Here is a 15,444-nt window from a genome sequence, read left to right on the forward strand (position 1 = left end):
AGAACGTCATCCCAGATTTAGTCTGGGATCATAATGCGGTAGCTAGGTTATTCGAGATTGAGACATGTTTCAATTTCCTTTCTATCGCTTTAAGATTCCCGCCTACGCGGGAATGAGGCAAACCGCATAAGACTATACAAAAGTGAATGATGAGGTACAGAAGATGTCGCAGAAAGAAAGAAAAAACGCCGAAACCGTACTACCACTCCCAAGAACGTCATCCCAGATTTAGTCTGGGATCGTAATGCGTAAACTAAGCTGTTTATATTTTCTTAAAAAACTACTCTAAAATAAACTCAATTGGCATTTGATAAGATACCCTTACTGGATTCCCATTTAATATAGCTAGATTCCATCTTTTCAGAGCTATTAATCTTTTAGCTTCTTCATCCAAACCGTAACCCAAACCTTTATCTACTTTAATATTTGTGATTTCCCCGTATTTTTCAACGATGAAAGAGAGATACACTTTACCCTTGATTTTATTTTTTTTCGCATCTTCAGGATAAACCGTCTTTTCTTTTATAAATGCATTTAAAGCGTCTAAACCTCTTGGGAACGAAGCCATAAAAATGTTCGGAGTTTTACTATCATATATCCTACTCTCTTCCTTTACAGGTTCGGGTCTACGCCCGTCATCTCCTACATAATTCATTAAGACGAGGCCATCTTTATGAGGTTTAGGGGTAAACCTTATTACACCTTTTACTCCCTCGGCTCCATAAATGCTAATTGCTTCTTCCTTACTTAAAATCTCTACCAATTTAATCCTAGAGGCATCCCATTGTTGAAACGGGGAAAGGTCTGTTATCTCTCCATCCAAAACGATGATTGGCTTTGTCTTTTTCTTTAACAAATCACGGTAAACAGAGTCGATACTCTTTTGATCTGAAAACTGCAATGTCTTAGATTTAATTATCCTTTTCGTTTGGTTAGGGGCTTTTTGAGCATATAGGCTACTAACCCAAGCTACACAAACAAATAATATGATTAGTTTTTTCATTTCCATTTACAATGCCGCTAAGCTCTCCTTAATAATCTCTATTTTCGATTCTGCATCTGCTTTTTTGTTGCGCTCGTTTTCGATGATTTCTGGTTTTGCATTTTGCACAAAACGCTCGTTGCTCAACTTCGCATCAACAGATTTGAGGAAACCTTGCAAGTAGGCTAGTTCTTTCGTCAAACGTTCTTTCTCCGCATCAGCATCAACATTTTGGCTTAGTGGGATAAAAAACTCATCCTTACCTACCATAAAGCTCGCTGCACCTACAATTTTATCACTTACAAAATCAGCTTTGCTTACATTGGCCAATTTGTAAACAATGTTTAACCAGTTGTTATAATTAACCTCAGAATTTGATTTAATGCTTAATTCCAGAGCCTCTTTTGGAGAAATCTGACGGGTATTTCTTACGTTTCTAATTTCCGAAACCAGCCCCTTAACCAACTCTGCTTCTTTCAATAAGCAATCGTTTACGGCACCAACAACAGGATAGTCGGCTACAATACAACAATCCATCTCAGCACGTTGGCCAAACAATTCATCGTGATAAAGCTCTTCGGTAATGAAAGGCATAAACGGATGCAATAATTTCAAGATCTGCTCAAAGAAGTTCACTGTAGCCGCTTTGGTAGCAGCATCTACAGGTTGCTGATAAGCTGGTTTTACCATTTCTAGGTACCAAGCGCAGAAATCGTCCCAAACCAATTTATAGGTAGCCATTAAAGCTTCCGACAAACGGTATTGCTTAAAGTTATGCTCAATTTCTACCAATGCTTCGCTAAATCGACTTTCGAACCAAGCGATGGCCTGCTCGTTAGGATTACCCAAGTTGGCATCAGTTTCCCAGCCTTTTACCAAACGGAAAGCATTCCATACCTTGCTGGCAAAGTTTCTGCCTTGTTCGCAGTAAGCTTCATCGAACATTAAATCGTTACCCGCTGGGCTCGACATTAACATCCCTACCCTTACACCATCTGCTCCGTATTTTTCAATTAAACCAATTGGATCTGGTGAATTACCCAATGATTTAGACATTTTACGGCCCAATTTATCACGAACGATACCTGTTAGGTATACGTTAGTAAATGGCTTTTTGCCCGTAAACTCACGACCAGCCATGATCATACGTGCTACCCAGAAGAATAAAATCTCTGGCGCAGTTACCAAATCATTAGTTGGGTAATAGTAGTTGAAATCTTTGTTATCAGGATTTTGGAATCCATCGAAAACAGAAATTGGCCACAACCAAGACGAGAACCAAGTATCCATCACATCTTCATCTTGTTTTAAGTCTGAAGGCTGTAAAGCTGGATCTTTCAACTTCGCTTCCTCAAAAGCTTCTTCCTGTGTTTTGGCTATTACATACGTTCCATCTGGTAAATACCAAGCCGGAATACGCTGTCCCCACCACAACTGGCGAGAAATATTCCAATCGCGAACATTTTCCATCCAATGACGGTACGTGTTCTCAAACTTGTTTGGAATTAAGTTTACTTCGCCATTTACTACATCGTCTAAAGCGGGTTGCGCAAACTCTTTCATTTTCACAAACCACTGTAACGACACCTTAGGCTCAATAACTGCGTCTGTACGTTCAGAGAAACCTACCTGCGATTTGTAATCTTCTACCTTCTCTAAATTACCAGCTTCTTCAAGCATTTTGGCAATTTTCTTACGAGCCACAAAACGGTCTTCGCCAACTAAAATTTCGGCCTTTTCGTTCAGCTTGGCATCATCATCTAAAATATCTAAGAAAGGCGTAAGGTTATATTTCAAGCCTAATTCGTAGTCGTTGGTATCGTGAGCCGGTGTTACTTTTAAACAACCTGTTCCAAATTCCATATCCACGTACTCATCTGTCATTACCTCTATTTCGCGGTTAATTAATGGAATAAGTACCTTTTTACCTACCAAATGTTTAAAGCGTTCGTCGTTAGGGTTCACGAAAATCGCCGCATCGGCCATGATGGTTTCTGGACGGGTGGTTGCTATAGTCAGATAGTCCGAAGTCCGAAGTCCGAAGTCCAAAGTTTGGGTGTCTAGTTGCCCATCAATCGTCTTTCCGTCTTTTTGACTAACAAAATACTTGATATAATACAGCTTCGAATTTACTTCTTTACGGATTACCTCTTCGTCAGAAATAGAGGTTTTTCCCTGTGGGTCCCAGTTTACCATACGGTAGCCGCGGTAAATCAATCCTTTCTTATATAAATGGATAAAACTATCAATTACCGCATCAGAAAGGTCTTCCTCCATCGTAAAACGAGTTCTGTCCCAATCGCAGCTTGCGCCTAGTTTTTTTAACTGCTCTAAAATAATGCCGCCGTACTTCTCTTTCCACTCCCAGGCATACTTTAAAAACTCTTCACGAGAAAGGTCTTTTTTGTTGATGCCCTGCTCTTTTAACATGGCTACTACTTTAGCTTCGGTAGCAATAGAAGCATGATCGGTACCAGGTACCCAACAAGCGTTTTTGCCCTGCATACGAGCTTTACGGATCAATACATCCTGAATGGTATTGTTAAGCATGTGCCCCATGTGCAACACTCCAGTTACGTTTGGTGGAGGAATTACGATGGTATACGGCTCACGCTCATCTGGCTCTGAATGGAAAAAACGCTTCTCCAACCAATAGCTGTACCATTTGTCTTCAGTTTCTTGTGGATTGTATTTTGTAGATAAACTCATTGATGATTAGGTCAAAAAAATAAGATGCAAAAATAGGAATTTGGTTGGTTGGTTGGGTGGTTTTTTAAATTTTTAGTTTACAAGTTTGTCATCGGAAGGACTGTATTAACGAAATACAAGCAAAAAGCTTTGCCAATCTTACAGACATAGTACAACGTAATAAAACCAGATCAGATTTTATCTTTTCAACGGCAAATGCACTTCGGCCAACATACACCTAGCACTACCACCTCCATTTTGCTCTATCGTATAAAGCGGAGCACTCACAATTTTAGAAAATGCAGAAAGCGCAGTAACCTGCGTACCATGCAAGGCTTTCAGCGCTTGCTCAGACATAACCAACAAACTCTCTCCATCTTTATTTTGCACTTCGAGCATATTGCCTGCAAAGTGGTTCATTTGCTCAAAAGAAATATCAACAACTGTTTTATGGGTTGCCTTATAACTTTCGAGCACCATAATTTTGTCTGCTGTAGACTTAATACTTTCTAAACACACCACTGCAAACTTTTCGCCAATGCACATCATTACATTGGTATGGTAAATTGGGAACCCATGCTGGTCTACCGCTTCAAACGCAATGACACGATAGCCAATCAACATCGCAAAATTGTTCAGCACTTCCTCATCTGTACGTACACTTAAACAGGCATAGGCAATTTTGTTGACCCTGTCTAAAACCATGCTGCCCGTGCCTTCCAAAAAGCGTTCTTGCAGTTCAAAAAAACTTAAATCGGTTAAGTGATCTACTTCAAATTTTTTGCTCAACTCATCAATAATATCTTTTTCTTCGCTCTTGCCTTCTGTTTGGCGAGTGCATGGGGTATAAAAACCGCACCATCTTCGTGAAAAGAAACCCAATTGTTTGGGAAAATAGAATCAGGTGTTTCTAGTTGCAATGTATCATCAACTACAGTAACATCTATGCCATTTTCACGTAACACAGCCACAAAGCCATCAAATTCTGCTAAAGCTTTTTGTTGTACATTGCCCTGCTCGCTTGCTACTTGAAATTTATTATCGCCCGCAGTTTGCTCGTTAAATTTAAAATCAACCGGGCGTATCATGAGTATATGTGAAGTTGTTTGCATTTTATTTCTCTTTGAGCCTATTTTTATAATCCATTTGCTCGTGTAATATTCTTATAATTTCAATGCTATCTGGCTTTGTTTCATGGTAGAATATAATATGTTTACCAATGTTTACACCCAATATTGCATCACCTATACCATCGTATTTTTTGCCAATTTCAGGCTTTTCTGCAATTTGATTAAAAGTATAAATTAAAAGTTCGTAATATTTGTCGGCTTGTTTTTCAGACCAGCTATAATAAGTACAGTACCAAATCTCTGTTAAGTCTTCAACAGCTTTATTGGTAAATAAATAATTAGCCATTTTTACTTCTGGCTTTTAAGGAAGCTAAATGTTTTTTTGGATCGAAGTCGTGTGCAATACCGCTATCCAAGCCTTCTTTTATAGCTTTTTTCAAGACAATTGTCTTGTTTTCTTCTTCTTCTAAAAGTCGTAAACCAGCACGTATCATTTCACTGGCATTTTTATAACGACCTTTAGAAATGCTATTTTCAACAAATTCTTCAAAATAGCTGCCTAATGATACAGAAGTGTTATGTCCCATTACTTTAATAATATGTTTAATTAAAGTTACCAATAATTGGTAACTTTAACAAGTTGTGCTAAATCTCATCTCTCAAGAGTGGCAAGCTCATACAATGAAAACCGCCCCTGGCTCTTGATAATTCTGCTGACGGCATTAACACTAAAGTATCCGTTAACGTTTCTGCATCAACTTTTCCACTTTCTAAATCCTGAATTAAATCTTTCACATTAACTACGTTAAAACCATTGGCTTTAAAAGCTTCAACGGTTTTATCATTACGATCGTAACCTAGAACTACGCCTTCTTTCAATGCTAACAAATTACAAGAGTCTGTCCACTGTTCTCTACTATCGTAAGGGAAAACGCCGTCTCCACTATAAATTACTTTAGTAGGTGTAGTGCTCCCCAAATCATTTCTGCTGATATCGTCTAGCAAAGCTTCTACATGCTCGTAATATTTAGGTATGCCAGGTTTATCTTTATGGAATTGGATAGCCGTAGTAGCTTCCAATTTTTCGGGTTCTTTTAAAAAATGAATAGGCTCTGTGGCATCATAAACCGGACTATGCGCTATGCTATGCAAAATTACCCAAGTGTCTCGTTTTACCTGCGTAAAAACGGTGTCTAAGTGCATATAATCTCGCTTAGCTGGAATTTTTACCACCGTTACTTTCTCTACCACATTATTTTCAAAAAGCAACTTAATTGCTTCGTTTGCGCCCTCTTCCGAAGTACGTTCGCTTACTCCAATTAGCACGTGATTAGGCGCTACCATCATCACATCGCCACCTTCTAAAGTAGTACGAAAAGCAGGCTCATCTCCTGGCCTTAAAAAATGTTGTGTTGGGTCAGGAATTTCGATGACATTATTTTGGTAGGTAGCAAAAAACGGATGGTTAAAAAAGATGTAACGCATCAACATGGTTTCGCGAACGCGGGCTTTTTTTGCAGGTTTGTTCAGTAAAACATGATTGTTAATGGTTATACCCACATCGCGAGTAAAAATCAAATTGGGCACCGTGCAAAAACCATCGTATCATCGGCCATGGTACCCGAAATAAAAATCTCTGCCAATTCTTTTGGGTCTGTAGCGCTTAACTTTAATTGCAGCTTATAGGTACAGCCCTCTATGGCACAAACTGCTGCTGTTAACTTCTTGCTGATATACTCATCTGCCAAAATATCAGCCAATAAATTCTGTAGCTCTATCACATTTTCAGAATTATGGAAGTTTGGATGATTGGGCTTGTAAAAACCGCGGTTTGCAGCTTCGCTGTCTATCTCAGCCAGTTTTCCTTTAATCTTTTCCGGATCAAGAAAATACATTAAGAGCTTCGTATAATAATCGTATTCGTCTTTTCTAATCGTGTCTAAATGCACAATATCTTCAAAAAGCCAATCTTGCGCTTTAGAAGGGACAACCTTGCCCAAGCCACTATCTGGGCTGTGTACCAATAATTTTCTTAACCGTCCAATTTCGGTAGTAACGCCTATCTTAAATGGATTTTGCTGCATGTTCATATCATTTTTGGTGTTGCTACAAAGCTATTCTTTTTTTCGAAAGAGGCAAATGAGCTCAATAGTTTACCAGAGCAAATGCATTAAAATATTTTTGTCTTGCCAGAAAGGTTTTTCCACTTTTTCTTGACAAAAAGTGGAGTAAAAATCAAGGCTTGCATCTATTTTGGTAAAAATTAGTCAAACCACCCTCGAAAATAATTTAAGGTCTTGCCCTTCCCTTTTGCCTTCTCGCGACTGAAAATTATTTTGTGCAATGCAATTAGAGAGGAACTACAGGTGGTTTCAACTATTTTTCCTCAAAATATCCGCTAGGCCAATCCGTTCTTGGGTAAGGTTCTGCTATTATTAGAGTATCAACAAAACAGAATGCTTAATTTTAATGCGTTTGCCCTGAATAGTTCATTTGTTTTATATTTTTAAGGGACAAAGTTCTTAGTTTCTTACCAATGAGAATTAGTTTACACACCATAGCCTCGTTAAAAAATGTTAAAAAATATTCTCTTATTACGAATATTTCGTAGATTTACGAAAAATTAATCGACAGTAAACCATTCATCAACCATTAAATAAAACAAACAGATGAAAATTTTAACCACTACATTAATTGCCGCAACCATTAGCACTTTTGCATTCGCACAAAAGGCTGATAAAGCTTTGGCCAGGGTAAGGTACACTTTCTCGCACATGAGAGATACCACACAAAGAGATAATTTCTATACCGAAAACATGCTATTGGTAACTGGAAACAACGCTTCGGTGTATACCAGTTATGATAAGATTAATCGTGATCTAGAAATCAAAAAATCTATAGAAGACCAAATTAAAAGCCAAGGAGGCACGCTAACAAGTCTCAACATCAACAGAACTTCTACCAAACCTGTTAGCCCTGTAGACTATTTCTATTTTGCAAATGAAAATAAGTTCTACACGAAAGAACGTGTGATCAGTAATTACTTGGTAGAGGAAACTGCACCAAAAATTAACTGGAAAATAAATAAAGATACCGCAAGCTTTTCGGGTATAAAATGCCAAAAAGCAACTGCTTATTTTAAAGGTAGAAACTGGATTGCTTGGTTTGCTCCAGAATTGCCTTTTCAAAGTGGCCCTTGGAAACTAAATGGTTTGCCTGGCTTAATTATCGAAGCTCATGATGAAAAAAATGAGGTTAAATTTCAGTTTGCAGGAATTGACAAAGTGATAGAAGAAGAAAAACCTAAAGAAGCAGAGCAAACTATTGCTATGCCCAATGGTGGCACAGGCACCTTTAAATTTAGTGGCATGGACAGCGGCACTTATTTAGGTAGCGAAATTAAATTACCTACGGATGCGGTAAAAACCACCCAAAAAGAAATAGACAAGCTAAAAGAAGCCAGAGACAAAGACCCACAAGGATTTATCAACGCCCAAATGGCAGGAAGAAACATGGGAGCAAATATAAAAACCAGCACCAGTTTTGTAGCTGCACCTGGCGGAGCCAAAAAAATGGTAATGAATAACCCTATTGAACTGCCCGAAAAAAAATAAACCAAACCAAACAAACTATTTAGGCTGTCTCAAAAATGATGAAATGAATTTGCTAGCGAAATAATATTTTGAAAGTTGCCATGCCCAGTTCTACTGCGCATTGTGAAGCAAAATTTATTTTAATTAAAATCGCTTTATGATTCCCGCCTTCGCGGGAATGACGATAACGCCAAATTTAATCCTTTTAAAATTGTGTCCTTCCTATTTTGATACAGCCTTTTACTCACACACGTTCTAATGAAAAAGGTATTATTTATGCTCATTTTTATGAGTGTTAGTACTATTGCCGTGCTCGCACAAAAGCAAATTAAAGGCAAGGTTAAAGATGATGAAGCTAAGCCGCTTCCTTCTGTTATGGTTAGTTTAAAAGACAAAGAAGGAAGCACGCTTGGTTTTGCCAGAACTAACGAGAAAGGCGATTTCATAATCAATACAGACGAAAACGGAGCAGACTTAAATTTGGAATTTAGCATCTTAGGTTTTGGAAAGAAAACCATTAACCTTTTAGATTTCGCAAAAACCAATGAAATTAGCTTGGCAGAAAGCGAGATTAACCTTAAAACGGTAGAAGTTAAAAATCGCCCTCGGCTAAGCGCTAACGGAGATACGCTAAACTATAAAACTTCTGATTTTTCTGATAAGCAAGACCGTAACATTGGCGATGTTTTGAAAAAAATGCCCGGTATTGAAGTAGCAGAAAACGGAAAAATAAGTTATAACGGTAAAAACATCTCCAACATGTACATTGATGGCGACAACTTATTGGAGGATAAATATGGAATTGGCACCAAAGCTATTCCACATGGAGCAGTAGATAAAGTGCAGGTAATTGAAAAAGACCAGCCCATAAAAATGCTGCAAAAAAACAATACCAGCGATGATGTTGCTTTAAACCTGGTAATTAAAGATGACGCCAAGCTAAAAGTGATGGGCGAAGTGAAAGCAGGTTTGGGCGCTCCCGACCGGTTTGATGGCAATGTGAATGCCATGTTGTTCAACAAAAAGGTTAAGTTCCTCAACAATTTAAAAGGCAACAATATTGGTATTGACCCAAGTTTAGACCTTACCTCATTTAATCCATTGGCAAATGAAAACTCTAAACCTGGCAACCTACTCTCTGCCGGAGCAGCAGGCGTACCTACCCTACCACAAAGCCGTACCTTATTTAATAAAGCTGGCCAAGCCAACTTAAACAACCTTTTTAAGTTTAAAAACGAACTGCAATTAAGAGCAAATGTTTCTTATTTGTATGATGAACGCAAACAGGTTTATAATAAATCATCGGAAACTAGATTGGCTGGGCAAACCATCAGTTACCAAGAAAATCAAGACAATTTTCTTAACCCACAAAAATTAAAAGGTCAATTTACTTTAAACGGAAATACAGATGGCTACTATTTTAATAATGCTCTTGCTGTGGAGTATAATCCAACTCGCACAAATTCTAATGTATTTATCAATGGCGTAGGCGCTTTTCAGTCGTTAAAGCAAGACATGTTTGCGTTATCTAACGATTTAGGGTATCGCAAAAAACTGAAATCTGGCAACATTTTACATTTGTCATCGGCGGTTAGCAGAAGCACACAGCCAGAAACACTAAATATTAAACCGGGTTTAAATGAGGAAATTTTGAATAGCGGCACTCCTTACGCAGCTTTAAACCAGTATTTAGATTTACCCACCTTTTACACCAATAACTTTGCTTCAATGGCTTTTCCGAAGGGTAATTTTGTGCAAAGCTACAGGGCAGGTTTCTTAGTTCAACAACAAAACTTATCTACCAATTTAACTAAATTGCAAAATAATGGCAGCAGCGAACTTGCCGCAGCCAGCGCTATAAACGATTTAGATTGGCTACGCTCGAGGTTATACATAGAAAATGGCTACGAATATACTACAGACAAAATAACGGCTACAGTTAGAGTTCCTTTGAGCTACAACAGTATTAGTTATGCTGATGCGAACCACGACATGGATAAAAGTCTTCATCGCTTTTTTGTAAACCCAGCGGTAAGCTTTAAATACCAAACCAGTGCAGAAAACTATGTAAATGCAGCTTACAGTTTCAGAAATAATCTAGGTACCATAGACGATGTTTTTAGTGGAACTGTTTTACGCAACTACCGTTCTCTTTTCGCTAATAATGCGCCTGTTTCAGAAAATTCTTCGCACTCGTTTTCTGGCTCTTTTAACTTTCGCAAAGCGATTGAAATGATTTTTGGCAACATTAGCTTGAACTACAGCACCACCAACCTCAATACCATTTCTTCATCAATACTTACCGATAATGCGCAACAACGTATTGTGATTCCACTGGCAAACCAAGCAAAAAACTTTGGCTTAAACTCTGGCCTAAGCAAATACTTATTCGCTTTAAAAAGTACCGTAAATGCGGGTTTTGCTTATTCGCACAGCCAATTCCAGCAGCTACAAAACAACCAATTGTTGCCTTTCGAAAGCGATAATTTTACTTACAAAGCGGGTATTGAAGCCAAGTTGACCAAATTTATGAACTTTACTTATCTAGGCACTTTTACCAACAGTAAAAATAAAACTGCCGGTATTGGAATAAGCACTAACTATCAGCAATGGAGGCAACAATCTGGCTTAGCGGTAACGATGCTCAAATCTGTATTTTTAAATTTCTCTGCAGAACATATTTTTACGCAACAATCTAGTCAGCCAGATTTAAAATACCTATTTGCCGATTTTAACATCCGATACAAAGTATTGAAGCTAAAAACCGATCTGGAATTTGGTATTACCAACTTAACTAATGTTAAGCAATTCGAAGCAATTAACGTTACCGCCAACTCTTTAACGGTAGGAACGTATCAAATTCCGGGAAGAGTAGCCATGTTTAGAGCAACATTTAATTACTAGACGTTTATAAAGTTCCTCATTGCGAGGTTGTGAAAAAAAAACTTCGTCCCAACAGTAACCCATTATAATGGGCGAAAAATTTTTCGCCCCAACAATAATCTCGCTAAAATTTAGTTTATATATACGAGAGCGTTAATTTAGATGAAAGCGGAAGTGGCAGGATTGCCGATACTTCCGCTTTTCTTTTTTTGATATTTACTGTTACAAAAACTGAAAAATTGCGTCTATCATCTAAACCTTCTATAAATGATCAAGGATATACAAATTTTAAATACTGAAATTTTAAGCGACAATTGGTACACGCTAAATAAAGTTACCTACCAGTTTACCAAGCCAGATGGTAGCCAGCAGATCCAAAACCGAGAAGCTTATGATAGAGGAAATGGCGCCACCATCCTACTTTATAACTTAGAACAAAAGTCGATTATTCTTACCAAACAATTTCGTTTACCTACCTATTTAAACGGAAATCCCTCTGGGATGTTGATAGAGGCCTGTGCGGGTTTATTAGATAAAGACAATGCAGAAGATTGTATTAAACGCGAAACCGAAGAAGAAACTGGTTACAAAATAACAGATGTACGCAAAATATTTGAAGTGTACATGTCGCCAGGTTCGGTAACAGAAATTCTCTACTTTTTTACTGCGGCTTACAATAAAAGCATGAAAGTAAACGATGGCGGAGGTTTAGCTCACGAAGAAGAACATATTGAAGTACTGGAATTGGATTTTGAGAAAGCATTACAAATGATTGATAATGGTGAAATTAAAGATGCCAAAACCATAATGCTAATACAACATTTGCGTTTAAAAAGCATTTTATAACAAAAAGTGCCTAACTACAATTCGGCTCTCTTTTTCATCTCTATACGCATTTGAGGTTTGTTCTCGCTACCCTTAATTACGTTAATTTGTTCTATTTCGTTCGGATTAAGGTTTTTAATATCGTTAACACGAGAAACTTTCCCATTAACTACATACTCTATTTGATCGTGGGTAGTATTATCTCCAAATTTAAAAGCTTTAATAGTGACCATTTTTGCTTTGTCAGTTTGTAAGGGTTTGTCATCTTCAAATTTAGCAGTTGCTTTAAACGTAATAGCAATTTTTTTTGCTTCAGCCATCTTTGCCGTATCAACTCCGTTTTGCCTGTAAATTACCATTTTGTTTACTTTCCCGTTTGTTATGGGGTTGTTTACATCGGTAAAAGAACCTACTCTTTCTTTCATAGCTGCCATCATTGCTGCCAATTCTGATGCAGTTAGTTTGCCAATAGCGCCACTATCTCTTTTAATAAAAATGGCATTTACCACCTCACGCATTTCGAAAACCGTATCGACCTTAATTTTAGTTTCTTGGGTTTTTGCTGATATTTTAGTACGCTTTGCCTTAACCACAGGAGCCACTTCTTTCGGCTTTTCGTCGCTATCTGCCAATTGAGGAATAATTTTGACCAATTGTGGCAAATTGGTTTTTATTTCTTTTTTTGAAACCGTAAATGCTAAAGTTGTTGCCAACAATACTGGCAAAGCTAAGGCGTACCTACTTAAAGTTAAACGAGAAGAACGCTTCAAGTTCATCATCTGAATACGTTTCTTTAAATCGGAAATATTGAAATTATTGACAATGGCTACTGAATTGTTTAACTGACCAACGCCCAACAAACTATATTGATAAGCCTTTCTATCCATCCCTTTTTTCAAAATCTTTTGGTCGGTAATAAACTCTAGGTTTTCTTTTACAGCTTTTTTCATTAACCAAACGCCTGGATTAAACCAATAAAAAACCACACTTAGTTCGGCTAAAATAATATCTACAGAATGCCATTGTTTAACATGAACCATTTCGTGTGCTAAAATGGTATCCAATTCCTTTTCGTTGTGCAAGCTAGGATTAACGTAAATAGTTTGCCAAAATGAAAACGGACTAACACTTTCATCTAAAGTTCTCACTTTGTAGTTAGCTACTGTATTTGGATTAGATTTTTTATGGATTTTGTAAAGTGAGATGAACTGAATGGACAATCTTACAGTCATAAATAACACACCCAAATAAAACAAAGCGCTTAAAATTGGCCAATTATTAATAAAAAATCCAGTAGGTACTAATGCCGATGCTTTTTGATTAAGTTCTGGTAAATAAGCAACTACTTCTCGTTGATGGAAAAACTCTGTTAAATCTATGAATGGATAAGCTGTGGAAAAAACAATCCCTAAAACCAAAAAACAACGATTTAAAATATAGAAAGTTAACCTACGCAATACCAGATAATAAGTGGCTGCAAATAGCAGCAGCACCAAGTTTATCTTTAACAGAATAATAAAAAGATATGGCATCTCTATTTATCTTCAGGTTGTTCAATAAGGTCAATTATCTCTTTTAATTCTGCTGCACTTATCTTTTTATCTTTAGCAAAAAACGCCACCAATTCTTTATACGAACTTTGGAAATAATCGTTTACAAAACCGTTCATGAAACGCTTCTTATAATCAGCTTCTTTCACTTTGGCGCTGTAACGAATGGCATTTGCATAACGCTCTCCCTTTAAAAAACCTTTGCGCTCTAAATTTTTTACTGTTGATGCAAGCGTAGTATAAGGCGCTTTAGGCTCTGGCATGGCATCCATAAATTCTTTAATAAACCCTGGGCCCACTTGCCAAATGGCTAGCATTGCTTCCTCTTCTTGCTGTGTTAACTTCTCCATCAATTAATTACGAAATAATCGTAAATATACGAAAGTTATTGATTAAGAAGCAAAGGTTGATGCGTTAAATTTTGTTAAGGAATTTAAGATGCTTTTGAGAAACTGTTTAAATTTACGTTAAACTTTTTACTTAAAAATAAAACTCCGATTGTCTTTTTTCCAATCTGGACCAACGGCTGTGTTTAACCAAAAGGGAGTTTTTACCGATGTTTTATTTTGCCAAATACCATCAGACAGTTGCAAATCGTTACCCATTTTTACGAAACCGCTAGAGAAATTACCTCCATCTACCTGATTATTTTGTAAGGTTAAGTTTTTGGGTTCGTCTTGGCTTACCAACAATGTTGCTGCATTGATAATGTAATTATTCATGATTTTCACTCCATCTGGAGCCAAAACCCTTTTACTATCTTTTCCTGCACCCAACACAAAAGCTTCTCTTCCATTAACAATGATATTATTTTCGATAACAGCATTTTTAACTTGCCAATACTCGTTTAACTCTGGATTTTCGTAAGCGTTCATTACAGAAATAGCCGCACGCAAACTGGTTCCGGCAATTTTATAAAGATAATTGCCCGTTACTTTTTGGCTTTCGCCAATGATGCGGATACCACCTGTATTAGCTACACCATTACCAACCAAATAATTGTTGCTAACCTCAGAGTGGTTGCCATGCCTAAACGTTATGGTACCTACACACTCGTAAAATAAGTTATTCAGAATTTTATTGTAGCCAGATTTGATAGAAATGATTTCCATTTCGCCATTGCACTTATCGAAAATGTTGTGCTGTACTGTGGTGTACGAATCGTTCATAGAATAGGTGCTGGTACCAATACGGATAGTTTCGCCTCCGTTTACCCCTAAATCTGGGCGTGGGCCAAAATAATTGTGGTCTATTTGATGATAGTTAGGCTTATCATCTAACCAGACTACCAAGGTTGTACCTTGATGCGTTTTACCAGAAATAGCGCAGTGATCTACGCGGTTATTTCTTCCATGCAACGACACCCACTTGTAGTCAACCGTTTTATCGCTCGGGTTATAATTTTCGATACTGGTATTGGTTAATCGGCTGTTAGCAGTGTTTTTAGTAAAAATTACCACATCATCCTTTAATGAAAAACCATTTTTGAAAGATAATCCATCCACCACTAGCCACTCTCCGTCTATCTTTAAGTTAGAATTTCCCGATAGTATCACACTACCCTTTGTTTCCGCAATTAAGGTAATTGGTTTTTCGGCAGTGCCTTTGGCTTTGAAATTAATCAACTGGTTTTTCCATTCGCCAGCCTTCATCACTACCTTGTCGCCAGGCGCTAAAGTTAATGCATTTAACTCTATAGCTGAGCTTATAGTGTAAACCTTAGCTTCTGATGGAGCCTGCTGTTTTCTTTCTTCGACTACCTCTGCCACGTTTGAAGCTGTACAAGAGCTGCAAAACACGCAGTTAACCAATAAAAACATCAAGAATAGGCTATTAAATTTTTTCATACTAAT

General features: G+C 37.5%; 14 protein-coding genes. 3 read left to right on the plus strand and 11 right to left on the minus strand.

Annotation, left to right across the window (positions count from 1 at the left end; all coding sequences use genetic code 11):
- Positions 1–280: 280 nt before the first annotated feature.
- From OVA16_RS18450 to OVA16_RS20190, 8 genes are all read right to left on the minus strand, one after another.
- Positions 281–1,003 (minus strand): energy transducer TonB, encoded by a 723-nt coding sequence (locus OVA16_RS18450; RefSeq protein ID WP_267762398.1) that lies wholly within the window; start codon positions 1,001–1,003, stop codon positions 281–283.
- 6 nt (positions 1,004–1,009) lie between these two features.
- Positions 1,010–3,691 (minus strand): valine--tRNA ligase, encoded by a 2,682-nt coding sequence (locus tag OVA16_RS18455; RefSeq protein WP_267762399.1) that lies wholly within the window; start codon positions 3,689–3,691, stop codon positions 1,010–1,012.
- Positions 3,692–3,868: 177 nt separating this feature from the next.
- Positions 3,869–4,459 carry an arginine deiminase-related protein gene (locus OVA16_RS20180; RefSeq protein WP_324288449.1) on the minus strand — a complete coding sequence of 197 codons (591 nt, stop codon included), beginning with the start codon at positions 4,457–4,459 and terminating at the stop codon, positions 3,869–3,871.
- Positions 4,456–4,782 carry an arginine deiminase-related protein gene (locus OVA16_RS20185; RefSeq protein ID WP_324288450.1) on the minus strand — a complete coding sequence of 109 codons (327 nt, stop codon included), beginning with the start codon at positions 4,780–4,782 and terminating at the stop codon, positions 4,456–4,458. The genes OVA16_RS20180 and OVA16_RS20185 overlap by 4 nt, the downstream gene beginning before the upstream one ends.
- A gap of 1 nt (position 4,783) precedes the next feature.
- Entirely contained in the window at positions 4,784–5,086 is a 303-nt protein-coding gene (locus OVA16_RS18465; RefSeq protein WP_267762401.1) for a type II toxin-antitoxin system RelE/ParE family toxin, read from the minus strand.
- Positions 5,079–5,327 (minus strand): type II toxin-antitoxin system ParD family antitoxin, encoded by a 249-nt coding sequence (locus tag OVA16_RS18470; protein ID WP_267762403.1) that lies wholly within the window; start codon positions 5,325–5,327, stop codon positions 5,079–5,081. The genes OVA16_RS18465 and OVA16_RS18470 overlap by 8 nt, the downstream gene beginning before the upstream one ends.
- Positions 5,328–5,385: 58 nt before the next feature.
- Entirely contained in the window at positions 5,386–6,327 is a 942-nt protein-coding gene (locus OVA16_RS18475) for an arginine deiminase family protein (protein ID WP_324288451.1), read from the minus strand.
- Positions 6,315–6,830, minus strand: a complete 516-nt coding sequence (locus OVA16_RS20190) for a hypothetical protein (protein ID WP_324288452.1) — start codon at positions 6,828–6,830, stop codon at positions 6,315–6,317. The genes OVA16_RS18475 and OVA16_RS20190 overlap by 13 nt, the downstream gene beginning before the upstream one ends.
- A gap of 579 nt (positions 6,831–7,409) precedes the next feature.
- On the opposite strand from OVA16_RS20190, the gene OVA16_RS18480 reads away from it, so the two are divergent.
- The 3 genes from OVA16_RS18480 (at position 7,410) to nudK (ending at position 12,062) form a co-directional block, all read left to right on the plus strand.
- On the plus strand, positions 7,410–8,354 hold the full coding sequence (locus OVA16_RS18480) for a GLPGLI family protein (protein WP_267762404.1): 945 nt from the start codon (positions 7,410–7,412) through the stop codon (positions 8,352–8,354).
- 237 nt (positions 8,355–8,591) lie between these two features.
- Positions 8,592–11,237, plus strand: coding sequence for a TonB-dependent receptor (locus OVA16_RS18485; RefSeq protein ID WP_267762406.1), 2,646 nt, complete (start codon positions 8,592–8,594; stop codon positions 11,235–11,237).
- A 246-nt stretch (positions 11,238–11,483) separates the two neighbouring features.
- Positions 11,484–12,062, plus strand: a complete 579-nt coding sequence (gene nudK, locus OVA16_RS18490) for a GDP-mannose pyrophosphatase NudK (RefSeq protein WP_267762407.1) — start codon at positions 11,484–11,486, stop codon at positions 12,060–12,062.
- A gap of 14 nt (positions 12,063–12,076) precedes the next feature.
- Here nudK and OVA16_RS18495 read toward each other — a convergent pair whose 3' ends face one another.
- From OVA16_RS18495 to OVA16_RS18505, 3 genes are all read right to left on the minus strand, one after another.
- Positions 12,077–13,573 carry a M56 family metallopeptidase gene (locus OVA16_RS18495; protein WP_267762408.1) on the minus strand — a complete coding sequence of 499 codons (1,497 nt, stop codon included), beginning with the start codon at positions 13,571–13,573 and terminating at the stop codon, positions 12,077–12,079.
- A 2-nt stretch (positions 13,574–13,575) separates the two neighbouring features.
- Positions 13,576–13,941, minus strand: coding sequence for a BlaI/MecI/CopY family transcriptional regulator (locus tag OVA16_RS18500; RefSeq protein ID WP_267762410.1), 366 nt, complete (start codon positions 13,939–13,941; stop codon positions 13,576–13,578).
- Between the two features lie 126 nt (positions 13,942–14,067).
- Entirely contained in the window at positions 14,068–15,438 is a 1,371-nt protein-coding gene (locus OVA16_RS18505; RefSeq protein WP_267762411.1) for a polysaccharide lyase 6 family protein, read from the minus strand.
- Between the last annotated feature and the right edge of the window lie 6 nt (positions 15,439–15,444).

Origin of the sequence: Pedobacter sp. SL55 (assembly GCF_026625705.1) — a bacterium.
GTDB lineage: Bacteria > Bacteroidota > Bacteroidia > Sphingobacteriales > Sphingobacteriaceae > Pedobacter.